General features: G+C 50.7%; 21 protein-coding genes. 20 read left to right on the top strand and 1 reads right to left on the bottom strand.

Annotated elements, in window-relative coordinates; all coding sequences use genetic code 11:
* The first annotated feature begins 43 nt into the window (after window positions 1–43).
* From EV209_RS05680 to EV209_RS05605, 16 genes are all read left to right on the top strand, one after another.
* Window positions 44–1,420 (top strand): D-alanyl-D-alanine carboxypeptidase family protein, encoded by a 1,377-nt coding sequence (locus EV209_RS05680; protein WP_165388824.1) that lies wholly within the window; start codon window positions 44–46, stop codon window positions 1,418–1,420.
* A 201-nt stretch (window positions 1,421–1,621) separates the two neighbouring features.
* Window positions 1,622–2,299 (top strand): deoxyribose-phosphate aldolase, encoded by a 678-nt coding sequence (gene deoC / locus EV209_RS05675; protein WP_130433876.1) that lies wholly within the window; start codon window positions 1,622–1,624, stop codon window positions 2,297–2,299.
* Window positions 2,299–2,742, top strand: coding sequence for a cytidine deaminase (locus EV209_RS05670; RefSeq protein ID WP_130433874.1), 444 nt, complete (start codon window positions 2,299–2,301; stop codon window positions 2,740–2,742). Before deoC ends, EV209_RS05670 begins: the two co-directional genes overlap by 1 nt.
* Complete coding sequence (locus EV209_RS05665) at window positions 2,739–4,040, top strand: pyrimidine-nucleoside phosphorylase (protein ID WP_130433872.1); 1,302 nt, start codon at window positions 2,739–2,741, stop codon at window positions 4,038–4,040. The genes EV209_RS05670 and EV209_RS05665 overlap by 4 nt, the downstream gene beginning before the upstream one ends.
* Before the next feature lie 52 nt (window positions 4,041–4,092).
* The gene (locus EV209_RS05660; RefSeq protein WP_130433870.1) at window positions 4,093–4,602 is read left to right on the top strand and encodes a GNAT family N-acetyltransferase; all 510 of its coding nucleotides are present in this window, start codon (window positions 4,093–4,095) and stop codon (window positions 4,600–4,602) included.
* A gap of 246 nt (window positions 4,603–4,848) precedes the next feature.
* A complete protein-coding gene (locus EV209_RS05655) occupies window positions 4,849–5,097 on the top strand; it encodes a TM1266 family iron-only hydrogenase system putative regulator (protein WP_130433868.1) in 249 nt (82 codons plus the stop codon).
* A 15-nt stretch (window positions 5,098–5,112) separates the two neighbouring features.
* Window positions 5,113–6,174, top strand: a complete 1,062-nt coding sequence (locus tag EV209_RS05650) for an ABC transporter substrate-binding protein (protein WP_130433866.1) — start codon at window positions 5,113–5,115, stop codon at window positions 6,172–6,174.
* A gap of 57 nt (window positions 6,175–6,231) precedes the next feature.
* On the top strand, window positions 6,232–6,999 hold the full coding sequence (locus tag EV209_RS05645; protein WP_130433864.1) for an ABC transporter permease: 768 nt from the start codon (window positions 6,232–6,234) through the stop codon (window positions 6,997–6,999).
* A complete protein-coding gene (locus tag EV209_RS05640) occupies window positions 6,992–7,570 on the top strand; it encodes an ATP-binding cassette domain-containing protein (RefSeq protein ID WP_130433862.1) in 579 nt (192 codons plus the stop codon). Before EV209_RS05645 ends, EV209_RS05640 begins: the two co-directional genes overlap by 8 nt.
* A 21-nt stretch (window positions 7,571–7,591) precedes the next feature.
* Window positions 7,592–8,347, top strand: coding sequence for an SGNH/GDSL hydrolase family protein (locus EV209_RS05635; protein WP_130433860.1), 756 nt, complete (start codon window positions 7,592–7,594; stop codon window positions 8,345–8,347).
* Between the two features lie 87 nt (window positions 8,348–8,434).
* The gene (locus tag EV209_RS05630; protein ID WP_130433859.1) at window positions 8,435–9,838 is read left to right on the top strand and encodes an MATE family efflux transporter; all 1,404 of its coding nucleotides are present in this window, start codon (window positions 8,435–8,437) and stop codon (window positions 9,836–9,838) included.
* The gene (locus EV209_RS05625) at window positions 9,835–10,248 is read left to right on the top strand and encodes a DUF3842 family protein (protein WP_130433857.1); all 414 of its coding nucleotides are present in this window, start codon (window positions 9,835–9,837) and stop codon (window positions 10,246–10,248) included. Before EV209_RS05630 ends, EV209_RS05625 begins: the two co-directional genes overlap by 4 nt.
* Window positions 10,249–10,478: 230 nt before the next feature.
* Window positions 10,479–11,321, top strand: a complete 843-nt coding sequence (locus EV209_RS05620) for an energy-coupling factor transporter ATPase (RefSeq protein ID WP_165388823.1) — start codon at window positions 10,479–10,481, stop codon at window positions 11,319–11,321.
* The gene (locus tag EV209_RS05615; protein ID WP_130433853.1) at window positions 11,306–12,157 is read left to right on the top strand and encodes an ATP-binding cassette domain-containing protein; all 852 of its coding nucleotides are present in this window, start codon (window positions 11,306–11,308) and stop codon (window positions 12,155–12,157) included. Before EV209_RS05620 ends, EV209_RS05615 begins: the two co-directional genes overlap by 16 nt.
* A 25-nt stretch (window positions 12,158–12,182) precedes the next feature.
* Entirely contained in the window at window positions 12,183–12,980 is a 798-nt protein-coding gene (locus tag EV209_RS05610) for an energy-coupling factor transporter transmembrane component T family protein (protein ID WP_130433851.1), read from the top strand.
* 17 nt (window positions 12,981–12,997) lie between these two features.
* Entirely contained in the window at window positions 12,998–13,540 is a 543-nt protein-coding gene (locus tag EV209_RS05605) for an ECF transporter S component (RefSeq protein WP_130433849.1), read from the top strand.
* A 138-nt stretch (window positions 13,541–13,678) separates the two neighbouring features.
* Here the strand turns inward: EV209_RS05605 and EV209_RS05600 are convergent, their stop codons facing one another.
* Entirely contained in the window at window positions 13,679–15,088 is a 1,410-nt protein-coding gene (locus tag EV209_RS05600; RefSeq protein ID WP_130433847.1) for an ABC transporter substrate-binding protein, read from the bottom strand.
* A gap of 221 nt (window positions 15,089–15,309) precedes the next feature.
* Here EV209_RS05600 and EV209_RS05595 point away from each other — a divergent pair, with 221 nt between their 5' ends.
* The 4 genes from EV209_RS05595 to EV209_RS05580 all read left to right on the top strand — a co-directional run bounded on the left by EV209_RS05595 (window position 15,310) and on the right by EV209_RS05580 (window position 25,224).
* The gene (locus EV209_RS05595) at window positions 15,310–16,902 is read left to right on the top strand and encodes a response regulator transcription factor (protein WP_130433845.1); all 1,593 of its coding nucleotides are present in this window, start codon (window positions 15,310–15,312) and stop codon (window positions 16,900–16,902) included.
* Entirely contained in the window at window positions 16,892–18,643 is a 1,752-nt protein-coding gene (locus EV209_RS05590) for a sensor histidine kinase (RefSeq protein ID WP_130433843.1), read from the top strand. Before EV209_RS05595 ends, EV209_RS05590 begins: the two co-directional genes overlap by 11 nt.
* A gap of 171 nt (window positions 18,644–18,814) precedes the next feature.
* A complete protein-coding gene (locus EV209_RS05585) occupies window positions 18,815–20,266 on the top strand; it encodes a DUF3502 domain-containing protein (RefSeq protein ID WP_130433841.1) in 1,452 nt (483 codons plus the stop codon).
* A 119-nt stretch (window positions 20,267–20,385) separates the two neighbouring features.
* Complete coding sequence (locus tag EV209_RS05580; protein WP_165388822.1) at window positions 20,386–25,224, top strand: right-handed parallel beta-helix repeat-containing protein; 4,839 nt, start codon at window positions 20,386–20,388, stop codon at window positions 25,222–25,224.
* Window positions 25,225–25,277: the final 53 nt, after the last annotated feature.

Genomic DNA, 25,277 nt, shown 5'->3' with positions numbered 1-25,277 from the left:
AACTGTTTACATGCCGAGACAGGGGAATTGGTGGAGAGAAAAGATGAAAAAGAGGACTTATGCGCTGCTGACATTCTGCTGGGTTTTATTACTATGCCTTATCATGCCGGCTGCCGGTCAGGCCTGGGCGGACGAGGCTTATCCGGAGGGCCCGCAGGTATATGCGGAAGGCTATTTTGTAATGGACGCGGATACCGGTGAGGTGCTGGCGGCTAAAAACGGTGATGAAAGATTTTATCCTGCCAGCATTACGAAGGTGCTGACAGCTCTTGTAGTGCTGGAAAATTGTGATAACCTGAATGACAGGCTGACATTTTCCAAGACGGCTTTTACAGGGATTGATTCACACAGTTCTTCCATGAATCCTGTGCCGGCAGAAGGAGAGACCATGACAGTGAAGGACGCTCTTTATGGGCTGATTCTTCCGTCCTGTAACGCCAGTGCAAACGCGTTGGCTGAATATGTGAGCGGGTCTATAGAAGATTTTGCCGGGCTGATGAATAAGAGAGCCAAAGAGATCGGCGCGGTTAACAGTAATTTTGTGACGGTGAACGGCCTGCATAACGACAATCACTATTCCACCCCCCATGATATGGCGCTGATTTTTCAGGAAGCCCTGAAAAACAAAGAATTTTTAAAGATTGACACCACTGTGAATTATACGGTTCCCGCTACCAATAAATGCGGTGAACGGCAGCTTCAGATGTCCCATCAGATGGTCAACGGCCAATATGAATGTGAGGGTGTATACGCCGGCAAAACCGGAAGGACCAATGAGGCCCAGCGCACGCTTCTCACTGTGGCCGAACGCAATGGCCGGAGGGTGATTACGGTGATCATGAAGTCCAATGAGAACCAGTATTATAATGATACAAAAGTGCTGATGGATTATGGTTTTGGCCGCATCCAGCAGACTGCCGATGAATACAAGTGGACTGAATGTAATGACAAGGTATGGGCTACAGGGCAGGTGAATGTGCGTGAATTGGATAATCCCTATTCCACCATTAAAGGGTGCCTTACGGCAGGCCAGTCTTATGAACGGATCGCCAAGTATCAGAACTGGGCGAAGATCAGATTCGGAGACGGTGAATACTATGTATCTGCAGGCTTTCTGTCCCTGACCGACCCGGCGACCGGAAAAGTGACTCTGGATACAGAGCCGGCCAGAGAACCGGTGACAGAACCTGCCCCCACCACCGCGCCGGAGATCAGCGGAACAGAGGCGGTTACGCAGAACGGGGGAGCGGACAGCAGCCGCGAAAGAACTACACAAGCATCTGAAAAGGCTGAGAGCGGCAGTCAGGTATGGATTTGGGTGCTTTTGGTTGTGTTGATTGTGGTCTGCCTGTGCTGCGGCGCTGCGCTGGTATCCATGGTGATTCATGACAGAAGAAACAGAAGAGGCCGCCGCAGATAGGCGGGCGGGCCGGTTAGAAAAAAGATCCTGGGCGGCAGGATCTTTTTTCATTTCATAGGAAAATTTGTTCCCGGTGAAACAAAGCACTCCGGGTGGATGAAAAATCACTTCGCAGCGGGACAAGCATTGTGATAAAGAATCAGCATTTGACAGGCTGCCTCAGCTGTAATATGATAGAGATATCTTGACTAGGAGGCATTTATGGACATTCAGAATATTTTAGGTCATGTGGACCACACGCTGTTGGCGCAGGATGCGGGTTGGGAACAGATCCGGCAGATCTGCGATGACGGGATGCGCTATCACACTGCTTCAGTATGCATTCCCCCGTCTTATGTAAATCAGGCGGTATCCTATGTGCAGGGCAGAATTAAGGTCTGTACGGTGATTGGTTTTCCAAACGGCTATAATACTACGGCTGCGAAGGTATTTGAAACAGAAGACGCGGTGAAAAACGGCGCGGAAGAAATTGACATGGTCATTAATATCGGATGGCTGAAGGACGGGAAATATGAAGAACTGCTGGAAGAAATAAAAGCAGTGAAAGCAGCCTGCGGCGGAAAAACGCTGAAAGTGATTATTGAAACATGCCTGCTGACAGAAGAAGAGAAGGTAAAAATGTGCGGGATCGTCACAGCGGCGGGCGCGGACTATATCAAGACCTCCACCGGATTTTCTAAAGCAGGGGCGGCTTTTGAGGATATCAGCCTGTTTTCTGCCCATGTGGGTAAAAATGTAAAAATAAAGGCTGCGGGAGGAATCTCTACTCTGGAAGATGGAGTAAAGTTCTTGGAACTGGGAGCGGACCGCCTGGGAACCAGCCGGATTGTGAAGCTGGTGAAAGCGGGAGGCAGGCTGCCTGATACAGGAGAATACTGATGAGTAAAACAGTGACTGAGGAACAGAAAAGGGAACTGGCCCGGGCGGCGCTTTTCGCTGTCGGCCAGGCGTACGCCCCATATTCTCATTTTCATGTGGGAGCTGCGGTGCTGACAGAGGACGGAACGGTGGTCACCGGGAGCAATGTGGAGAACGCCTCTTATCCGGCAGGGAGCTGCGCCGAGCGGACTGCCGCCTATTATGCAGCGGCTCACGGGCACAGGAAGTTCCGCGCAGTGGCTGTGGCGGGCGGCAGGGACGGGGTGACAGATGAGTACTGCGCGCCCTGCGGCGTATGCCGTCAGGTGCTCAGAGAGTTTTCTGACCCGGAGGAACTGATGGTTCTGCTGGTCAGAAGTGAGAATGATTTTCGCTGTCTGACCCTGGCCCAGCTGCTGCCGGAGAGCTTCGGGCCGGAAATGCTTGGAGGTGAATCAAAATGAGAATGGTTGATCTGATTCAGAAGAAACGGGACGGCGGCGTGCTGTCAGGGGAAGAGCTGCGGTGGATGGTCCGTGGCTATGCGGCAGGAGAAATTCCGGATTATCAAATGTCTGCCATGCTGATGGCCATATATTTTCAGGGAATGGAACCGGAAGAAACCGCAAAACTGACGCTGGAAATGGCAGAATCGGGAGAAACCGCAGATCTTTCAGGAATCAAAGGGGTTAAGGCGGATAAGCACAGCACCGGAGGCGTGGGGGATAAGACGACGCTGATTGTGGCGCCTGTGGTGGCTGCCTGCGGGATCCGGGTGGCGAAAATGTCCGGCCGGGGGCTGGGACATACCGGAGGGACATTGGATAAACTGGAATCCATCCCGGGATTTCAGATTTCCATAGACAGGCAGCGCTTTTTTGATATTGTGAATGACTGCGGGCTGAGTGTGATCGGCCAGACCGGAAACCTGGTACCGGCAGACAAGAAACTATATGCCCTCAGGGATGTTACGGGCACGGTGAACAGCATTCCGCTGATCGCTTCTTCGATTATGAGTAAAAAGCTGGCGGCCGGAAGCGACTGTATTGTGCTGGATGTGAAAACAGGAAGCGGGGCCTTTATGAAAACTCTGGAGGATTCCCGCCGGCTGGCAGGGGAAATGGTTTCCATCGGAAAACACGCAGGACGTAAGGTAGCGGCTGTAATTACGGATATGGATGTTCCCCTGGGCGCTGCGGTGGGCAATGCGCTGGAGGTGGCGGAGGCAGTGAGGACCCTGAAGGGGAAGGGGCCCAAGGACCTGGAAGAGGTGTCCCTTGTTCTGGCCGCCAGGATGCTCTCTCTGGCCGGAAAAGGAGATTTTGAAGCTTCCAGGAAGATGGCGGAGCAGGCGCTGAAAGACGGAAGCGCTTTTGCCTGTCTGAAGAAAATGGTACAGGCCCAAGGCGGGGATTCTGCTTATTTAGAGGAACCGGAACGCTTTCCTGCAGCTTCCTGCAGCGCGGTGCTGGAGGCCCCGGAAGAAGGCTTTGTGAGCCATATGGATACGGAAGGCTGCGGAACTGCCGCCATGCTGCTGGGCGCGGGCAGAGCCACCAAGGAAGATTCCATTGATTACAGCGCGGGGATTCTGCTGTACCGGAAGTACGGAGATTTTGTGCATAAAGGAGAGCCACTGGCTGCACTGTATGCGGCAGATGAGAAAAAACTGGCAGAGGGAAAAGAGCGCCTGGCCAGATCCTACAGGCTGGGAAAGACCTCTCCCGCTGCCAGGCCTCTGATTTATGACACAATTCTTTGACAGCGCTTGTCAGAGAAGCAGAGGGAGACGAAACTGAAAGAAGGACGGAAAAATGGGACAGAATAAAATGCTGGAAATCCGCAGGGCGGAGACGTCAGAGGATATACGCAGAATCGCAGACCTGGCTGCGGAAATTTGGAAAGAACATTTTACCCCGATTATAGGCGCGGAGCAGGTAGCCTACATGGTGGATAAATTTCAGTCTGAGCGTGCTCTGGGGGAACAGCTTGCCGGCGGCTATGAATATTACCAGCTGTGGCTGGACGGCCGTATGGCAGGCTATACCGGAATCCATCCCGAACAGGAGAAGCTTTTTTTAAGCAAATTGTATCTGCACAAGGATTTCCGGGGCAGGCATCTGGCAACTGAGACGGTAGAATTTTTGAAAAACTTTGCCAGAGACAGAGGGATGAAGGCTATCTGGCTGACCTGCAACCGCCACAACAGCCATACACTGGCGGTATACCATCACCTGGGATTCAGGGACGTCCGGACACAGGTGGCTGACATCGGAAATGGCTTTGTGATGGATGATTATATTCTGGAACTTCCCATCTGTTGACAAAGGCGGGTAAACTGCGTATACTGGACATAAATCGTACTCACCCCAAAGGGCTTTCTGCTGCTGAGGGAGAAGGCGGGACATAGGATTGTAATGACGGCCGCAGCCAGCGGCCGGCGGTGCGCTGTTCCCGCCGGCTGATGGCCGCGGTGTTTTTCATTGCATAGGAAACTGCGTTCCCTATATATTGAAACCGCTCCGCGGAGAATCGTGCTGCGGCGGGATATAAAAAGGAGAGGAAATTCTATGGAAGAAACCAGAGTTGCGCTGGTCGGGATCATTGTATCAGATACAGGGGTCTCCGGACAGATAAATGAAATTCTGCACGAATACGGAGCGTATATGATTGGCCGCATGGGAGTGCCGTATCGGAAAAAAGGCATTTCTATTATCAGCGTGGCCGTTGACGCGCCCCAGAAGGACATCAGCGCCCTGGCTGGAAAGCTTGGAATGCTTCCGGGAGTGAGTACGAAAACCATTTATCAGAAGATCTGAGCAAGGAGGCACAGGATGAGAAAAGTAAAATTTGCGGCTGCGCTGATGGCGGGAATATTGGCGTTATCGGTGCTGGCCGGCTGCGGCGGCGGGCGGAATGAGACGTCTGCCGCAGAAACAACAAAAACAGCGGAAGAGGGAAGCACCGGAACGCCAGAAACTCTGAAGACCGGAGCCGCCATGCGGGTGGGCTCCCTGAAAGGCCCTACTTCCATGGGGCTGGTAAATCTGATGAAGGATGCAGAGAAGGGCAGCACTGCCAACAGCTACGAATTCAGAATGGAAACCCAGGCGGATACGCTGCTGGCAGCCATGGCAGGCGGCGATCTGGATGCAGCGCTGATTCCTGCCAACGTGGCTGCAGTGCTGTATCAGAAGACCCAGGGGCAGATCAGCGTGCTGAATATTAACACGCTGGGAGTCCTCTATATTATCACCGGAAACAGCGATATCCAGAGCATTGAAGATTTAAAAGGCAGAACCCTGTATCTGACGGGAAAAGGCACCACTCCGGACTATGTGATCCGCTATCTTCTGAGAGAAAGCGGCGTGGATATTTCAGATGTGACGCTGGAATACAAGTCGGAGGCTGCGGAGGTGGCGGCGATTCTGAAAGAAAACCCTGATGCTGCAGGGCTGCTGCCTCAGCCTTTTGCCACTGTGGCATGCGCTCAGAATGAATCGCTGAAACCAGTGCTGGACCTGACGGAAGTATGGGAAAACCTTCAGCAGGGAAAGGGAAGCCGGCTGGTGACAGGCGTGACAGTGGTAAGAAATGAGTTCCTTCAGGAAAACCCCGATTCGGTCCGCAGCTTTATGGAAGACTGCCGTGTATCCGCTGAGGCTGCGCAAAAAGATGTGAAGGGGACCGCCGGTTTGGTTGCGGAAGCCGGGATTATTGAAAAAGAGGCTGTCGCTGAAAAAGCCCTGCCCTACTGCAGTATCGTTTATATAGACGGGACAGAGATGAAGGAAGCTCTGTCCGGATATCTCCAGGTTCTGTATGATCAGAACCCACAGTCAGTAGGCGGGAATATGCCCGGAGATGGTTTTTATTACATGGCAGAAACAAAGTAGAACATCCGGGGCGGCATTCCGGATGCGGTGAATTTGAAAGGGGCGGCGGGAGGAATCATGTACAGGAAATGGATCAGAAAAACTGCGATTGTACTGTTCTGGCTGCTGGTGTGGGAAGCAGTCAGCCGGCTGGTGGCCAATGACATACTTCTGGTGGGGCCGGCTGAGGTGCTTCAGGCGCTTTTTCAACAGTCCATGCTGCCGGATTTCTGGAAAACTGTGCTGCTTTCCTCTCTGCGGATCGGGCTGGGCATGATCCTATCTTTTATGGGCGCTCTGTGCCTGGGCTGTCTGGCATTTTGGAAGCCCTTTTTCCGGGAATTGCTGGAACCGGTGGTTCTTTTGATGAAATCAGTGCCGGTAGCTTCTTTTGTGGTGCTGCTTCTGATCTGGGCGGGTTCCGGGAATCTTTCGTCGTGGGTGACTGCCCTGGTGGTCTTCCCGATGGTCTATCAGAGCACTTTCAGCGGACTGGAGAGCGCGTCGGGGCAGCTTCTGGAAATGGCGGAAGTTTTTCACATTTCCCGATTCCGAAGGGCTGCGATGATCTACCGGCCGGCGCTGCTGCCCTATCTGCTTTCTTCCTGCAGGGTAGCCGCAGGGATGGCGTGGAAATCAGGAGTAGCGGCGGAAGTGATCGGACAGCCGGATTTTACCATTGGCAACGCATTGTATATGGCGAAAATTTATCTGAGCACCGGCGATCTGCTGGCATGGACGGTGGTAATAATTTTGCTGAGTATATTATTTGAAAAGCTTGCGCTTCTGGGGCTGCGCGCGGCGGGGCGGGACTGCCTGCCGGCGGAGAGGAGGCTGAATGATTGAAATCAGGCATTTGGAGAAACGATTTGGAGAAACAGAAGTGTTTTCGAATCTGAATTTCAGGCTGGAGGACGGCGGAAGGTATTGTCTGATGGGAGCCTCCGGCAGAGGAAAAACCACCTTGCTGCGCTGTATCCTGGGCCTGGAAAAGCCGGATACAGGAGAAATTATGAAAAGTGATCCGAATTTATCCGCTGTGTTCCAGGAAGACCGTCTGGTGGAATTCCTTTCTCCTGTGGACAATGTGCTGCTGGCTTTAAGCGGAGGAAGAAGCCGTGCGGAACGGAAAGCGCTGGCGGTCAGGGCGTTGGCGGAAATTCTTCCTCAGGACTGCCTGTATCAGCCATGCAGAGAGCTGTCGGGAGGGATGCGGCGCAGAGTGGCAGTGTGCCGGGCTATGCTGGCGGAGTCCTCTGCTGTGCTGATGGACGAGCCTTTTTCAGGGCTGGACGAAGATAATCACAGCAGGCTTTTGCAGTGGGTGCTGAGGGAGCAGAGAGGAAGGATTTTGCTGCTTTCCAGCCATGACCCGGAGGATGCGGAGGCGCTGGGAGGAAATGTGATTACAATATAAGATTAATTGAAGGTGATAAAAATGAGAAAAATCAGCTGGTGCGCCATAGGAGATTCATTTACATATTTAAATGACCATTTGGACGAAACCGGGTATAGAGTGACAAAAGGGTATCTGACCGGGACTTGTGAGCTGCTTCCTCAGCTGGAAGTACGGAATATGGGCATCAACGGATCGGTAACGGAAGACTGGCTGACAGTGGATATTCCGAAAGCCGGACTGTATACCGTACTTTTGGGGACAAATGACTGGAACAGGTCTGTGCCCTGCGGGACAGAAGAGGATTTTAAGGCCTGCCGGCAGGGAACGATACTGGGAAATTTGGGAATCTTGCTGGCCCATATCTCTTTGGCGGCTCCGGAAGGGAAAGTGATCGTGATGAATCCTGTAGAACGGGGGGATTTTGTATATATTGGCGATCCTGAAAACAATGCGCCAGGAAGCTACGCGCCGCGCAGCGGCCAGAGGCTGGATGACATTGCGGACGCTATTTACAGCGCCTGTGAGCACAGTGGAGTCCCTGCGCTGGACCTTCATGGACGCAGCGGTTTCGGGCAGGATAATGTGCTGAAATTTAAGCGTGTAAAAAGACACGGGAAATATCAGGAACTTCCCTACCCTGACTACGTGGGCATTCCATTTCATCCCACGGAAGATGAATACCCTTACCCGCCGGATGCCGCTGCGCTGACTTATGACGGGCTTCATCCTTCTGACGAAGGCAACAGGATTATTGCCGGCCTGCTGGCGGAGAAAATAAAAGAAGTAATGGACTGATTCCGGTTTTGCCGTATATTTTTCCCATTGAGATGTTGGTTCCGCTCTGATATAATGGCAGAAGACAATACAAAAGGAGAAATTTTTATGAGCCGTGCAGTTAATTTATTGGAGGGGTCTATCCCCAAGGCTCTGGCGAAGCTGGCGTTCCCTATCATGGGGACGTCTTTGATCCAGATGGCGTATAACTTGACAGATATGATCTGGATCGGGCGGGTCAGCAGCGGAGCTGTGGCAGCCGTGGGAGCGGCCGGGATGTATTTATGGCTGGCCAATGGAATCGTGACCGTCCCCAGAATGGGGGGACAGGTAAATGTGGCCCATGCGCTGGGCGCGGGGAACCGGGACAGGGCCGGAGAATATGCCAAGGCTGCTTTTCATATGGGACTGATCTTTGTACTGGTCTGTACGATCGCCTGTATCTTTCTGAGCAAACCGCTGATCGCATTTTTCAATTTAAACCAGGAGAGTGTGATCCGGGATGCCAGGATTTATCTTGTAATTGTAGGGGCAGGGCTCTTCTTTTCCTTTATGAACCAGATCTTTACAGGGCTGTTCACTGCCATGGGAAACAGCGGCGTGACGTTCCGCTCCACGACGGTGGGACTTGCAGCTAATATCGTGCTGGATCCCCTGTTTATTTTCGGATTCGGCCCGATACCGGAGATGGGGGTGGCCGGCGCGGCGCTGGCTACGGTACTGGCCCAGGCGATTGTGTTTTTCATGTTTTTGCGCGCTGCCAGAAAAGACAGCATTCTGTTTCAGGGTCTGAGGCTGCGCAGCAAAAGCATTTCAGGGGCCTGGAGGGATATTTCCAGAATCGGCCTGCCGGTGGCAGTTCAGAGCATAATTTTTTCCAGCCTTTCCATGATTATCGCCAGGCTGATCGCCGGCTGGGGGGATGACGCTGTGGCGGTTCAGAAGGTGGGCAGCCAGATTGAATCCATATCCTGGATGACTGCAGATGGCTTTGCTACGGCAGTCAACGCATTTATTGCCCAGAACCATGGCGCGAAAAAGAAAGACAGGATCAGGCGGGGATACTTCACAGCAATGGGCCTCATGGCTTGCTGGGGAGTGTTCACAAGTTTTGTGCTCATCGTGTTTCCAGAAGCGATTTTCCGGATTTTTATCACAGAAGCAGCGGTGCTGCCGAAGGGAGTGGATTATCTGAGGATATTGGGGTATTCCCAGCTGTTTATGTGTTTGGAAATCACTTCAGCAGGAGCGTTTCAGGGGCTTGGCAGGCCTATGGCTCCCACGGTGATCGGAGTTTTGGGCAATGCGGCCCGGATTCCTATGGCCATGGCGTTGTCAGCTACGGCGCTGGGACTGAACGGGATCTGGTGGAGCATTACCATTTCCAGCATCCTCAAAGGGCTTATTGTGCCTGTGTGGTTCCTGATTTTGCTGCGGCAGTATATGAATGCCGGAGGGGACGCGGGGGCAGTATTCCGCAGGAAGGGCAGAAAGCAGGTGGGCAGACAGTGAACATACTGATTGTAGACGGACAGGGCGGCGGGCTGGGCCGGCAGACAGTAGCCGCGGTCAAAAAGAGATTCCCGGACAGCCAGGTGACAGCGGTAGGCACCAACAGCGCCGCCACCGCGGCCATGCTGAAAGCAGGAGCTGATCAGGGCGCTACAGGGGAAAATTCCGTGACAGTATGCGCCGGAAAGGCAGATGTCATTATCGGGCCGGTGGGAATGGTGATTGCGGACTCGCTCCTGGGAGAAATTACGCCCGCCATGGCTGCCGCGATTGGCAGGAGCCCTGCAAAAAGAATCTTGATTCCGGTAAATATCTGTGATAATATTGTTGTGGGTGTGCCGGATTTATCCATGGGTGTGCTGGTGGACTGTGTGATTGCGGAGCTGGATAAAATCCGCAGCAGCAGTTAAACCAGAAGCCGCCGCCAGATTTCTGAAGAAATCGCAGTTCCCCGAAGGGAACGGCAGCAGGTGCCTGTCATCCGGCGAAGAATAAATTTTTATTTCAGAGGAAATTGCGTTCCCTATGAAACAAATCCCTCCATAGTAAAGTATAAGATTGCCATGAAGGCAGTCTGTTTTCAGCATGAAAGCAGAAGCCTGCATGGCATCTTTTTCATTTTAAAGTAGTGAGGAGGAAGGTGAAGACGAAGAAGGAAATAGACGGAAAAAAAATAAGTTTTTCCTACCTTACAGGGCCCAAAGCAGATCTTGTGCTGCGAGAGATTGATTTTTATGCCAACCGGGGAGAGCTGGTGGCGGTCCTGGGCAGGAATGGCTGCGGAAAATCCACTCTGGCCAGGCATTTTAACGCGCTGCTTCCCCTGCAGCAGGGAGAACTGACTGTGGGCGGGATTGATGTGCGGAACCAAGAGGAGATCTGGCGGCTGAGAAGGTTATGCGGCATGGTGTTTCAGAACCCGGATAATCAATTTGTATCTTCCGTATTGGAAGAAGATATTGCTTTTGGCCTGGAGAATTATGAGACGCCGGAAGAACAGATCCCGGAAAAAACAGAGGCTGCCCTTCGCCTGGTGGGATTGGACGGGATGGGGAAACGGGCGCCCCATACGCTTTCAGGAGGGCAGAAACAGCGGGCTGCCCTGGCCGGAGTGCTGGCGCTGGACCCGTCTGTGCTGATATTCGACGAGGCTACCGCCATGCTGGACCCGGACGGCAGGCGGGAAGTGCTTGCCGTGATCCGGCGCCTTCACAGAGAAGCCGGGAAAACCATTATCATGATCACTCATTATGCGGAAGAAGCGGTGGAGGCAGACCGGATTGTTCTGATGGAAAAGGGGAGAATTGCCGCTTCCGGGACGCCCCGGGAAGTCCTTGCAGACCAGAAATTGCTGTCAGGCCTGGGGCTGGCCCCGCCCTTTCCGGTGAAAATGTATTATGATTTACTGTCCGCGGGAATACAGTTGGAGCGCTGTCCGCTGACAACGGAAGAATTAGTGGAGGAATTATGCCGGTTGAATTAAAACATGTAACCTGTACTTATTCACCAGGAACTTCTCAGGAGATCAGAGCAGTGACAGATCTGAGCCTGAAAATTCAGGATGGGGAATTTGTGGCGGTAATGGGCCGGACCGGCAGCGGAAAGAGCACACTGATCCAGCTGGTCGCCGGACTGCTGGAGCCGGACTCGGGCCAGGTTCTGCTGGACGGCCTGGATATTCATGCCAGAGGATATGACCGCAGCGCGCTGCGGCGGAGGGTGGGGATTGTATTCCAATATCCTGAATATCAGCTTTTTGAGATAACAGTGGAAAAGGATGTGGCTTTCGGGCTGAAGCACAGCGGGCTTAAGCCCGAAGAAATAAGCCTTAGGGTCAGGCTGGCCCTGGAACGGATGGGGTTTTCTTTTGAAGAAATCAGAAAAGAATCTCCCCTTTGCCTGTCCGGAGGGGAAAAAAGGCGGGTCGCGATTGCGGGAATCCTGGCGGCGCATCCGGGAATCCTGATTCTGGACGAACCGGTGGCGGGGCTGGATCCTCTGGCGCGCCGGGAGTTCCTTCAGATGATCAGGCAGTTCCAGGAAGAAGGAATGACAGTGATCATGGTTTCACACAACGCCGATGCTGTGGCGGAGTACGCCGGCCGTGTGCTGGTGATGGCGGAAGGGCGGCTGGAAATGGACGGGGATACCAGAACTGTGATGTCAGATCTGCAGCGCCTGCGCAGCCTCCATCTGGATACCAGCGCCGCGGGGCAGGCTGCAGAGCTGCTGAGGCAGCGCGGGGTGGAAATTCCCGATCAGACCGTGAGGTATGATGAACTTCTGGGCGCATTGACAGAAATGATGGTAAAAAGTTAAAAGAAAAGGGAAGGAGGCCGGACTGATGAGCAGAATGCCGGCGGGACAATACATTCCCGGGCGCTCGCCGGTCCACAGGCTGGATGCCCGGATTAAGATATGCGGATTTTTGATTTTGCTTGCTGCAGTCATAGGAGCGGGCTCCTGGGCCGGATATCTTTGGGTGATTCTTGCGCTGGCAGCCATCCTGCGCATATCAGGCCTTCCCCTGAGGCCGGTGCTGGAACCGTTTCTGAGGCTGTGGACATTTTTTCTGGTGATATTTCTGATGAACGCCCTGTTTTTTGACGGGCAGGGAGGGATCTGGTCCTGGTGGATCTTTCACTTGTCTGCAGAAGGCGTCAGGAGAGGATTCAGCGTGGTGGTTCATGTGGCGCTGGCCCTTGTGCTGGGAAATTTGCTGACCTGTACCACGGCGCCCATGGAGCTGATGGAAGCGCTGAAGGTATTCCTGCGCCCGCTGAAGCTGATCCGGGTGCCCGTGGACGATGTGGCGATGATTCTCAGCGTGGCTGTACAGTTTGTCCCCACGCTTTTGGAAGAGGCGGATACGGTTAAAAAGGCCCAGATTGCCAGAGGCGCCAGATTTGAAAGCAAAAAACTGACAGAAAAAGCAGCCAGCTTTATTCCGCTGGTCGTCCCTGTATTTATCGCAGCGTTTCGCCGGGCGGATGAGCTGGCGCTGGCCATGGAGGCCAGAGGGTACAGGGGTAAGAGAAAGAGCCCAAAGAGAAAAAGCGCCTGCCTGCAGGCGCCGGATATTACAGCGCTGGCTGTCTGCGCGGCGGTCTTTGCAGTACAATTTCTATTGATACATATTTGAGAAGAGGAGAATAAACAATGACAAAAATGTCCTATGTAAAACGTTCTATGATCACTGCTGTGTGCATTGCGCTCTGTGTGGTGCTGCCCATGGCCTTTCACTCCATCCAGAATGCCGGCAGCATCTTCAGCCCCATGCATATTCCGGTGCTGCTTTGCGGCTTGATCTGCGGCTGGCCCTTCGGCCTGCTATGCGGAATTGCAGGCCCGGTGCTTTCCAGCCTGCTGACAAGCATGCCTGCCATGGCATATCTTCCTCCGATGGCGGTGGAACTGGCGGTTTACGGCCTGGCGGCAGGCATCATGATGCAGGCAGTACATACGAAGAAAATATATGCAGACCTGTACCTGAGCCTGATTGCCGCCATGCTGGCCGGCCGCCTGGTTGCAGGAGCTGCAAAAGCTCTGATCTTTGCGCCCGGCAGCTATTCCATGGCAGCCTGGGCAGGGAGCTATTTCGTGACCTGCTGGCCGGCTATTGTAATCCAGCTGGCCCTGATCCCGACGATCTGCTTCGCGTTGGAAAAAGCCAGGCTGATCCCTGCGCGTTATCGCAACTGATCGGAAAGTTTTGCATCAATAAAAAGACCCCTCTGCCCGGCTGGGACTGCCTGGCAGAGGGGTTATTTTTTGTAAGAGCGAAAGTTTTGTAAGAGTTTTCTTTGTAAGAGAGTTAGTTTTCGGGATTAACTTGAGGGATCAGCCCAGGTCCAGCTGTTCCTGAACTTTTTCTTTCATCTGCTGAATGCCTTCTTCCACGCCGACACTGCCGGTCATGATAGCGCTGTGCACTTCATCAAATGCCTTGCCTGCTGCCTTGCCGTTGCCAACCATGGGCTCGTCGCAGTAGTAGGTGTCCAGATCGATATAGTCTGCCAGATTCTTGGGAGCCAGTTTGTAGGTGTCCGGAATCTTAGCATATTCCTGATTGATTGCGTCAGAGGTAAATCCGGGCAGGATACCTGTGCTGGCCAGAACCTTAGCGCCTTCTTCGCCGCAGAGGTAAGAAACCAGTTCATAAGCCCATTCAGGGTTGTTTGCATAAGCGCCTACAGAAACAGGTGTTACGCCGCCAACGCCGGTGGTGTTGCCTTCGCCTTCAAAGTTCGGCAGAGAACATACGCCCCAGTTGAATGCCAGAGGGTTAGCGCTGTCTTTTTCTTCATCCAGCAGATTGCCGATCTGGAAAGTACCCATCTGCATCATAGCGCACTGCTGATTCCAGAACATATCGCGGTAAGAGATGTTGTTTGTCTTAGCGCTGCCGTAATCCATGATGATGCCTTCGTCGGACATCTTCAGGAACAGCTCATAGTAATCTTTCAGCACATCATACTTTTCAGGTGTGAATTTGTCCATCTGACCAAGTCTTGCAGCATACATGTATCCGTTGCCGGCCCAGGTATGTACATAAGCGCCGTAAACCTTGTTCGCGCCTTCGCCGGAAGTCATCTTCTTAGCCAGCTCGTAGTACTCTTCCATGGTCATGCCATCCTTCGGGTACTCTACGCCTGCTGCGTCAAACATATCCTTGTTGTAGTAAATGATGTTGTTGTCCTTACGGAAAGGAAGGCCGTAAACCTTGCCCTCAATGGTGAGGTAATCTACCAGGCCGCTGTAGCTGGAAGCGTCATAATCCTTATCCTTATCCAGGAAATCGTTGATCGGAGCTACGTGACCCTGATCGATCAGCGCGGACAGACCGGGCATGCTCTTCATGAACACTACGTCGATGTCAGCCTTTGCGGACAGATGTGTGGTAATAACATCTTCATAGTTGTCAGCATCCAGTTCCACGGGCTCAATGGTTACATTGGGATATTTCTCCGTGAAGCCTGCGAACATTGTCTTGTAGTAGGATGTTTTTGTGTAATCCCACATAGCTACCTTCAGGGTAACCGGATCCTTGGACAGTTCATTTCCTTCAGCAGCAGTCGTCTCCTCACCCTTTGTTGTAGGGGCTTCCGTTTTGTCTGCAGCTTTGGTTGTTTCAGCTTCTTTTGTTGTGGTGGCAGCTGTAGTAGCATCAGAATCTCCGCCGCAACCAGCCAGCACGCCGGCTGTCATGACTGCCGCCATGCCGAGAGCAGCAACTTTTCTCCATTTCATAATAGTTCCTCCTGTCTCTTTGTTTGATTTAACAACTTTTGTTGTATGTTTTTATTATACTAGACTGAAATAAAATTTGAATGTTACAATTTTGCAAAATAGTGTCACCCTTTTGCCTAATTATGGGAAGGTGTCGAAATATGTTGATTCGCTGAAATGACAATGATATAATCATAGGAAATTAAAGGAATAATGCATCAACTGACGGGAGGGCGGACACCATGTATAAACTGATTGTGGCGGATGATGAAAAAATCATACGGAATGGGCTGGTGCGGATCGTAAACTGGGAACAGCTGGGGTTCCGGGTGGAAAGAGAATTTTCCGATGGGAAGGAAATTTTGGAATATCTGAAACAAGAGGTGCCGGACGTGATTCTTACAGATATCAAAATGAACCAGGTGACGGGAATTGACGTGGCTCAGTATGTTTTTGAGAATCAGCTGCCCTGCAAGGTTGTTTTCCTCAGTGGATATAAGGAGTTTGAACTGGCGGTAAAAGGGATGCAGTACGGCGTGGAGGACTACCTGCTGAAACCCACAAATGTGAAGAAGCTGAAGGAAACCTTTGAGAATATTAAGAAGGAACTGGATGAGATCCATCATAAGCAGCGGATGGACCAGGAAGAAAAGGAAAGGCTGGATGAAATGCTGCCTCTTTTGAAGGAGCAGTTTTTCAGCGATCTTGTTTTCGGCGGACTGGCGGAAAATGAGAAGGAAATCAGGAACAGAATGCACCTGCTGTTCCCGGAGGAAGATCCGGACAGTACAGTCTGCGTGCTGGCTGACGTGGTGATACGAAATTATGACTGGTATATCAATGAAGTCTGGAAGTACAGTTTCGATCAGTTCAGGATTAATCTGGAGAACTTTTTCCGGGTTGCCAACAGGAATATTGATTTTTATATGATATACAAATCCAACCAGGTGCTTCGTTTGTTCGGTTTCTGGAATATCGGCGGGGAAAAAGCAGGCCTGGAACAGAAATTCCGGGAAGAAATGGACTGGCTTATGGGGGAGCTGAAGCAGAACTTCCGGCTTGAAGCTGATTACGAGTTAAAATATTTGATGCAGAATATTTTTCAGATTCAGAAATACCAGGAGCAGCTGGTGCTCTCCCAGACTGAAACAGGCAGTGGAAAAGAATTTTTGTCGGAGCAGATGCGTCTGATTATTACAAATATCCATCTGGGTAATTTCACCACAGCGCAGAAGATTTTGCAGAATATTCTGCATGAGCTGCGGGATACCTACGAAGGTTACAGAAATCATGTGGTCATTGACCTGTTTTCCTCTATGAGCGCTGCGCTGCGGGAAGAAAATCCGGAGCTCTATGAGTACCTGCGGGTACACTGCAACTACAGCACAGTTCTTTCCATCGGGCAGGTGGATGCGCTGCAGGACTATTGTGACAGAATTCTGGAAGGTATGAGGGCGGAGGCCGGAAAGAAGGAGGCCAGCCAGGATAATGACTGCCTGATCAACAGGGTACAGACTTATATTCAGGAGCATATCACAGAAGATATTTCTCTGGAGATGGCGGCCAGCCAGCTGTATATCAGCAGCTCGTACCTGAGCAGGCTGTTCAAAAAGCAGACAGGTGAGAATTTTACCCAGTACGTGACCAGAAAGAAGATGGAAAAAGCCATTGAGCTGCTCCATGATTCCAGATATAAGACATATCAGGTAGGAGAGTATCTGGGATATAAGACGCCCAGATATTTTGCCCGCCTGTTCCGTCAGCAGACCGGCATGAACCCCAGCGAGTACCGCAATAAAGTTCTGCATACAGGAGGGAGCTTTGATGAAATCTGAGTGGTCAGGACAGATAGAGAAGCTGATCCGCAAATACCGGCTTCGAAGTATATTTTTTCAGAACCTGCGCCAGCTGTTCCGGCTGCTGCTGATTCCCCTGCTCATCATGTCAGTGCTGATTTATACTGCTTATCATTACATTGAAGAGAAAGAAATGAAGAGCGCTTATGGGGACGCGCTTTCCAGTCTGGAAGAGGATATAGACAGCATGATCCGGTCTGTCCAGTCCCAGATCACACAGATCGCTTTTGATACGGATGTGGAACTGTATATGAATCAGGGCACAGACGGAGCACAGTTTGAGCTGGCGGATATACAGGAGATTCTGAAGGTGCCGCTGATGACCCAAAATTATATGAGCAGCATGTATCTGTACGCCAGGCACAGCGATTATGTGATTACTGAGGGCGGGATGTTTGACTATTCGCTTTTTTACGATAAAGAAGCCCTGGAATTTTACTACAGGGAGATGCGCCCGAAAGGTCTTCGGTACGCGGGCACCCGGGTGCCGGGGAAAAGCAGGATGCAGCTTTCTGTTTATCAGGAGGTGCACTACAACGCGGTCAGCGAGGGGCTGATCGTGATCAACCTGGACCTGGATAAATTGGTGAAGAAATCAGAGAGAAATGATGGAGACCAGGTATTTCTGATCAATGGTGACAGAATTGTTTATGCAACGGATGAATCTATGGCAGACAAAAATGTTTCAGCCATCCAGGGTTATGAGAATTGTGCGGAAGGTGAAATTGATGTGGGAGAGGACTATTGCATAGCCAGAAGCAATACAGAGGTGGATGGGCTGAAGCTGGTGACTTTTTCGAAAAATGGGGACTTTCACCAGAAGATGATGCTGATCAGAACCGTGCTGTTCCTGGTAATTGCGGGGATGATGATATTGATGGTAATCGTCTGCGTCCGCGTATCGGAAAGAATCTTCCGTCCCATCCGCCTAATACTGACTGAAATTGAGAAAAACAGGCTGTCCCTGGTGGGAGGAGAACAGGGCTTTCAGGAAGAAAACGAGCTGAGCTACATCATTCATTCTATTAAACAGACGGCGTATAACAGCCAGAATATAGAAATGGAACTGGCGGACAGAATCCGGCTGCTGAAAAAGGCCCAGTCCGTAGCTCTCCAGTCTCAGATCAATCCGCATTTTCTGAATAATACCCTGGAAACCATCAACTGGATGGCAATGGATATGCTGAGTCCGGAGAATCCTATCTCAGAAATGCTGGAAGACCTTTCCGTGATGTTCCGCATGGCGCTGGAGGATACGGATATCATTATTCCCATCAGCCAGGAAATTGAACACGCCAGCCATTATGTGAAAATCCAAAGAATCCGATATGATGAGAGATTTGATTTGGATTGGCAGATAGATGAAGTGCTTTATCAGTACAAAACCATTAAGATTGTACTTCAGCCGCTTATTGAAAATGCGATCTATCATGGAATTAAACGGATGGAAGGACAAGGGCTGATCACGGTAGGCGGTAGGCTTGAGGACGAACTGGTTCATCTGTGGGTGGAAGATAACGGCCCGGGGATGACAGAAGAGGATCTGGAGAAATTGAAGCGCAATATGAACAGCGAAGATATCCGGGAAAGCAGACATATCGGGACTGCTAATGTGAACCAGAGAATAAGGCTGTATTTTGGAAATCAGTATGGAATTATTGTGCATAATAATCAGGGGAGGGGGTGCAGGTTTGAGCTGGTTTTCCCGGCAGTAAAGTGAGAAATGATAAAAATAAAAGGGTGTTCTTGACTTTCGAGAATAAAAGAGCGCTCTTTTTTCATTAATGTGGGTTTATGAAAACAGGAGTGCAAATTGGTGACACCATTTAACAAAATCGTAGCATTCAATTTGAGATAGCGTTCCAGTATACTGAAAACAGGGAGAAGGTCTATGAAAAAGAAGATATTATCGTTACTGGCCGGATGCATCTGCAGTTTTATGCTTCTGGGCTGTGCAGATAAGAAAAATCTGCCGGAAGAAGAACCAGTCCGGTTGACCTGGTACATATTCGGAATAGAACAGCAGGACCATGATATGGTTTTGAGTGAAATTAATGAGGAACTAAGAGAAAAGCTGAATGTAGAGCTTGATCTGGAGGTGATCCCCAACGGAGAATTTGAGGATAAGATGAGGCTGATGAGCACCTCCAACGAAAACTATGATCTTGTTTTTACATCAAACTGGAAAAACAAATTTGATGATAACATCGCCCGGGGAGCGTTTCTGGCTCTGGATAATTTTTACGAACTGTATGGGGCGGATATTAAGAGTCAAATGCCTGAATGGCTGGAAGACGCCGGCAGAGTTGACGAAATATTGTATGCGATCCCTAACCAGCAGATCGCTGCCCGCCAGACCGGGCTGATCGTGCAGAAGGAATACGCTGACCGTTATGGCCTGACGGAAGCCCCTCTGGAAAAGCTGGAAGATATTGAACCATTTTTGCAATGGCTGGTGGATACAGCGCCGGATAAAATCCCGATTGATGTGCGGGACGAGCACAGGCAGGAAGTGGAATATGAGGACTTTGCCTCCGGTATGGTCTGGGTTAAAAAAGACGACCCCTATACCGCTCTTCCAATTACAGAGATTAATGAAGAACAGATGAAGCTGGACCGCAGGTGGTATGAGAATGGATACCTGAGAAAAGATATTGGCACCATTACAGATAACACAGTAGACGTGATCTCGAACCGGTATGTTTGTACGCTCAGCGCGTATAAGCCGGGACTGGGAGCGGAGTGGACAGCGAAACAGGGAGTGGAATACATCGCTATCCCTGTAGGGGAACCGTATTTGAAGGCGGCTTCAGGGAATGAAACCATGACCGCTATCAGCAGGACTTCCCAGCATCCGAAAGAGGCTATGGAGCTTTTGAACCTGCTTTATTCAGAACCTGAATTATTTAACAAACTATTGTTTGGAATAGAAGGGGTCCATTATAGAAAAACGGGCCAGGACAGCATTGAACTGATAGAAGGGAGTGGTTATTGCTACGGAACAGAAGCCTGGAAGCTGGGAAGCCAGTTCTTGGCATGGCGTCTGCCCGGGCAGGAGAAGGATGTATGGGAAAAGACGGACGAACTGAACCGTACGGCCAGGAAATCTCTTCTGCAGGGCTTTAATTTTAATCCCGCGAAGGTACAGAAAGAGCTGGCGCGCCTGTCTTCTGTGGAACGGGAATTCCGAAACGGCCAGTATCAGGCTGAAGACCTGGAAGTTTACCGGAGAGAATGGAAGGATAAAATGGAACAGGCCGGGCTAAACCAGGTGACGCAGGAAGTTCAGAAACAGATTGACCAATGGAGAGAAAAGGAGGAAAAGAATCATGGAGGCACATAATGTGTGGCAGGCGAGATCCGGGCCTTAACACGGATTGCAGGAAAGAGAAACTTATAAAAAGAAGGGAGTTTATGATGAGACGGCGAAAAAAATATCTCAGTCTTCTCCTCTGCGGAGCCATGACGCTATCAGGAATGATGGCAGGGAATCCGGTGGATGTGAGAGCAGATGAAACAGGAAATGTTTATTATGTTTCCACAACAGGCGACGATGCCAATGACGGTTCGTTTTCCAGTCCTTACAAAACGATCCAGAAAGCTACGGAAGTGATGCAGCCGGGCGACACTTGTTACGTCAGGGGAGGCGTTTATCATGAATCTGTTGCCCCCGGCAATAACGGAACAGCCGGCAAACCCATTACGATCACGAATTATCAGGAAGAGGACGTAGTTCTCAGCGGCTGTAAGGAGCTGACGGGCTGGACAAAGGACCCGAATAAAGATGGCGTTTGGAAGGCTCCTATGGACTGGTCTTTAGGGGCTGACGGAAACAAAAACCAGATCTTTGCAGACGGCGAACTGATGTGGGAAGCCAGATATCCCAATATTCAGGAAGGCGATACCATCACGAACTTTACCAGAGCTACCAGCAAAGCAGGATCTGGTTTTAAGAGCGGAGATAAAACGCAGAGCCTTCTGGTTGATCCGGATTTAAAAACATTTGCGACCACAGAAGACTTCTTCGACGGCGCAACGATTTGGGATGTGCCCGGTTCTGCATGGACCGCGCTGACCTTCAAGGTAACAAGTTATGATCCGGCTACAGGTACTTTGACATATCCGAGTTCAGCCCGTGGCATGGACCGTTCCAGCTATGCCCCCAAGTCCGGAACCTCTTATTACATATTTGGTTCTTACGGCCTTCTGGATGCAGAAAAAGAATGGTGGTATGACGATGAGAACCAGGAACTGTACCTGAAGACTCCTGGCGGCAAGAATCCCGATGAAGCAGGGATTTATGTAGAAGCAAAGGAATATGAAAATGCAATCGACCTGAGCGGATGTTCCTATATTAATATTGAAGGAATTGACGTCAGAGGCGCCACAGTAGCTACAGATGAAGACAGCTCCCATATTCTGCTGAAGGATATGCACTGCGAATATGTATCCCATGACAGCGAACTGGTGATTCCTGACCTGCAGGACAATGCCTGCGCACAGGATGACTTGGGTATTCTGCTGAAGGGTACTTTCATTGAAGTGAACAGCTGTGAGATCGCATATTCTTCCGGTCCCCTGATCAACGTACAGGGATCTGACAATAAGGTGGTCAACTGCTATATCCATGACGGCAACTATATCGGTACATACAGCGGACATACAAAGCTGTCCGGCCGCAGACAGTTCATCAGCAATAATACGATGACAGAATCCGGCCGTGATACGGTAAGCTTCCGTAACCTGTCTGAAAGTGTTGTGCAGTACAATGATATTTCCGGTTCAGCCAGACTGACAAAGGACGTAGGCATCATGTACTCCGCAGAGACAGACGGACAGAATACATTGATCCATCACAACTACATTCACGACAGCTATAATCCGAACACGACCAACGACAACGGCCTGTATCCGGATGAAATGACACATAACTTCATCATGTTTAACAACGTAATCTGGAATGTGAAGAGTAATGCAATGTGTCTGAACCAGCCGTCGCTGTATAATCTGGTTTACAACAATACTGGCTATAATAAGGCATCTGTCAGCGATGCATACCAGGCAAGCTTTTCTGATGCCAGGGGCCGCCAGTATATTAATAACCATATTTCCGGAAAGAATGATAACAAGTACACATATAACGCATCTTGGTATCTGAGCAACAGAGCGCCTTCAGACGCAGGATTTGCAGATCCCGAAAATGGTGACTTTACCATCGGCGCGGATTCTGCTCTTGCAGGACAGGGCGTGAAAGTCAGCGGTGTTACCAAATCCGATAATCCTTCCATCGGCGCATTTGAGCCTGGAGAATCAGGTTTTGTAGTTGGACATAACTTTGAAAATCCTCCGGAAATTCTTGATCCTCCGTCCGTAACGGAATTTGAATACCGTAACCTGATCAAAAACGGCGGTTTTGAGTACGGAACGCTGGAAGGCTGGAACGGCATGGGTGAAGTTGTTCATGACACCGCATGGCATGCAAGAAATAAGACAGCTGCTACCTGCTTCTACGGTCTGGTAATGCAGCCTGGCCAGACAATCTTTCAGACAATCGAAGTTCAGCCCAATACTACATATACCATTGGCCTGAATTCCAGATCTGTTGACGGATCCATGGTAAAATATGGAGCTATAGGATTGCAGGGCGGGGACGAGATCGCGGAAGTAGCCAATAAGAGTGCCAGCTGGTCAGGAACGACAAGAAGATTCCTGCAGTTTACAACCGGTGAAAATGATACCAGAGTAAGTATTATGGTATCCAATACCGGTGAAAATGAGATGTTCGTGGATGATATCGGCGTTCAGAAGAATGCAGAAACCCTCAGCGACCTGAGCAAAGCAGTTTCAGTAAACTATAACGATGAAACCTACAAAGCAGAAGTATCCTTCGCAGATCTGGAAGAAGGACATCAGTACTTCTACGCAGTATCCAAGGAGCAGCAGACAGCTCTGAAGCAGAACGGATTTGCAGTTGAAAAGCCTGAAGCTTACAGCAATGAGCTCAACAGCATGGATCAGGTAACAATCTATCCTGAACAGTGGCTGAGTATCGTAGAAGTAGTCGGAAACAAAGTGGTCGGCGTTCATGACTACCAGATGTCCGGCGATGCAATAAAAGTTCCTACAATCTACAGCGTGGAGAACCCTGCTCCTGCAGACGCATTCTACGGAACAGCTGCAGAAGACCTGAATCTGCCCGAAACCCTGAAGGTTGGCCTGAAGAACGGCGGAACCCTGGCAGATATTGAAGTAAAATGGGATACCACAAATTATAAGGCGGATGAAGTTGGCAGCTACCAGCTGACCGGTACCTTCGTTCTGCCGGAAGGAATCCTGAACATCGATGATCTGAAGGCTGAGATCACAGTGAATGTGAAAAACCGCACACTGGTTGAAGTAATGCCCGCAGGCGATGTAAAGGGGATTGAAAACGGAACTCCTATTGATCAGATCGCGCTTCCCGACACCATGACTCTGGTAACAGACGGCGGTAATGTGGACGCGGACGTGGTATGGGACCGCAGCAAGGCAGTATACGACGCAGCCAGCAAAAAGGCGCAGACCTTTACCGTGCCTGGTATTGTTACCCTGCCGGCAGGCGTGGTTCAGCCGGAAGAATCCATTTCTCTGAATGTAAGCATTACAGTAAATGTGGAAGCCGGTGTGGATAAGGCAGCTCTGCAGGCTCTGTACAATGCCAATAGAGACAAGGAGAACCAGAATTACACAGCAGACAGCTGGCTGGCATTCAGAAACGGCCTGCTGGAAGCAGCAGAAGCACTGGGCAATCCTAACGCAACACAGAAGAATGTTGACAAGGCGTTCCAGACACTGCAGATGGCAGTATACGGACTGCGGACAGAGGAAACTCAGCCTGCTGACAAAGAAGCGCTGAAGACAGTCTATAATACAAACAAAGATCTGGCAGATGCCGGTTATACGGCAGACAGCTGGAAGGCATACAAGGATGCTCTGGCTCTGGCAGAGAGCGTGCTGAATTCTGATACAGCAACCACAGAACAGGCTGAATACGCTGCTCAGGTGCTGCTGGATGCAGTGAATGGCCTGACTGTACAGCAGAATCCCGATAAGGTGGTTCTTCAGAAGATGTTTAATGATATGTCCGCTGTAAAAGCAGATAACTATACAGCAGAGAGCTGGATACTGTTCAAGACCGCTCTTGATAACGCAAAGGCTGTTCTGGATGATCCGGATGCTACCGCGCCGCAGATTCTGTCCGCTGAGTATGTGCTGGATCAGGCATACACAGGCCTGACTGAAAAGCCTAGCGTAAATAAAGACAAACTGCAGGAACTGTATGACGAGTACTTCCAGATTGAAAATGATAACTACGATACAGATTCCTGGAACCACTTCCAGAACATGCTGAAGGAAGCGAAGAAGGTTCTCGACAATAAGGATGCTCTGCAGTCAGAAGTAGACCTGGCGGTGCAGGCCCTTACAGATGCCAAGGAAGCCCTGAAGAAGGCGGAAGTTAAGAAAGACGATCTGCTGAAGGCTTATAACGCTCTGAAGGACACCAAGAACGATGGCTATACAGAGGATACCTGGAACGCTTTCCAGGCGGCTCTGGCAAAAGCAGCAGAATACCTGAAATCTGATGAAGTGACCCAGACCCAGGTAGATGATGCGGAACAGGCTCTGATCGATACTTACAACGCGCTGACAAAGAGCGAAGGCCCTGGCCCGAACCCCGGTGAAGTTGATAAGAACGCTCTGGATACTCTGTATGCGCAGAACAAAGACAAAGCAAACGATAATTACACAGAGGATAGCTGGAATGAATTCCAGGCGGCTCTGGCCAATGCCAAAGGCATTCTGGAGAACAAAGCCGCTACGCAGGATATGGTAGACGGCGCTCTGAGCAGGCTGGATGCAGCGGTAAGGGGCTTGACTAAGAACGGCGAGCCTGCTCCGGAAGACCCTGACAGATATGAATTGCAGGGGCTGTATGAGCAGTACCTGAAGCGGAACAAGGAAGACTACACCGCAGAGAGCTGGAAAGATTTCGATGCTGCAATGAAAGAAGCGGAAAGAGTGCTGAATGCAGATTCCGTAACCGAAAAAGAGGTCCAGGACGCGATTGATGGCCTGAAGGCAGCAGAAGGCAAGCTGGTTAAGGCAGAAACGCCCACCGATCCTACCGATCCTACTGATCCTTCCGTACCCACCGGCGACAGCACTGTGCTGTGGAGCTATCTGCTCATGTTGCTGGCAGGAGTTGCGGTAATGATCGCGGCAGGCATCGGCATCAGTAAAAAGAAAAGAAATATTGGTTAATCAACAGTTTCTCTCCTGAAATTGAATTAGAAAGGGCTTCCGCCGGAAACAGC

Origin of the sequence: Cuneatibacter caecimuris, from assembly GCF_004216775.1 — a bacterium.
Classification (GTDB): domain Bacteria; phylum Bacillota; class Clostridia; order Lachnospirales; family Lachnospiraceae; genus Cuneatibacter; species Cuneatibacter caecimuris.
The sequence above is the reverse complement of the archived record's forward strand: the minus strand, read 5'-3'. Positions and strand labels throughout refer to the sequence as shown.

Coding starts and splice junctions, on each gene's coding strand:
- EV209_RS05680 (WP_165388824.1), top strand. CDS start 44: ATGAAAAAGAGGACTTATGCGCTGCTGACATTCTGCTGGGTTTTATTA.
- deoC (WP_130433876.1), top strand. CDS start 1,622: ATGGACATTCAGAATATTTTAGGTCATGTGGACCACACGCTGTTGGCG.
- EV209_RS05670 (WP_130433874.1), top strand. CDS start 2,299: ATGAGTAAAACAGTGACTGAGGAACAGAAAAGGGAACTGGCCCGGGCG.
- EV209_RS05665 (WP_130433872.1), top strand. CDS start 2,739: ATGAGAATGGTTGATCTGATTCAGAAGAAACGGGACGGCGGCGTGCTG.
- EV209_RS05660 (WP_130433870.1), top strand. CDS start 4,093: ATGGGACAGAATAAAATGCTGGAAATCCGCAGGGCGGAGACGTCAGAG.
- EV209_RS05655 (WP_130433868.1), top strand. CDS start 4,849: ATGGAAGAAACCAGAGTTGCGCTGGTCGGGATCATTGTATCAGATACA.
- EV209_RS05650 (WP_130433866.1), top strand. CDS start 5,113: ATGAGAAAAGTAAAATTTGCGGCTGCGCTGATGGCGGGAATATTGGCG.
- EV209_RS05645 (WP_130433864.1), top strand. CDS start 6,232: ATGTACAGGAAATGGATCAGAAAAACTGCGATTGTACTGTTCTGGCTG.
- EV209_RS05640 (WP_130433862.1), top strand. CDS start 6,992: ATGATTGAAATCAGGCATTTGGAGAAACGATTTGGAGAAACAGAAGTG.
- EV209_RS05635 (WP_130433860.1), top strand. CDS start 7,592: ATGAGAAAAATCAGCTGGTGCGCCATAGGAGATTCATTTACATATTTA.
- EV209_RS05630 (WP_130433859.1), top strand. CDS start 8,435: ATGAGCCGTGCAGTTAATTTATTGGAGGGGTCTATCCCCAAGGCTCTG.
- EV209_RS05615 (WP_130433853.1), top strand. CDS start 11,306: ATGCCGGTTGAATTAAAACATGTAACCTGTACTTATTCACCAGGAACT.
- EV209_RS05610 (WP_130433851.1), top strand. CDS start 12,183: ATGAGCAGAATGCCGGCGGGACAATACATTCCCGGGCGCTCGCCGGTC.
- EV209_RS05605 (WP_130433849.1), top strand. CDS start 12,998: ATGACAAAAATGTCCTATGTAAAACGTTCTATGATCACTGCTGTGTGC.
- EV209_RS05600 (WP_130433847.1), bottom strand. CDS start 15,088: ATGAAATGGAGAAAAGTTGCTGCTCTCGGCATGGCGGCAGTCATGACA.
- EV209_RS05595 (WP_130433845.1), top strand. CDS start 15,310: ATGTATAAACTGATTGTGGCGGATGATGAAAAAATCATACGGAATGGG.
- EV209_RS05590 (WP_130433843.1), top strand. CDS start 16,892: ATGAAATCTGAGTGGTCAGGACAGATAGAGAAGCTGATCCGCAAATAC.
- EV209_RS05585 (WP_130433841.1), top strand. CDS start 18,815: ATGAAAAAGAAGATATTATCGTTACTGGCCGGATGCATCTGCAGTTTT.
- EV209_RS05580 (WP_165388822.1), top strand. CDS start 20,386: ATGACGCTATCAGGAATGATGGCAGGGAATCCGGTGGATGTGAGAGCA.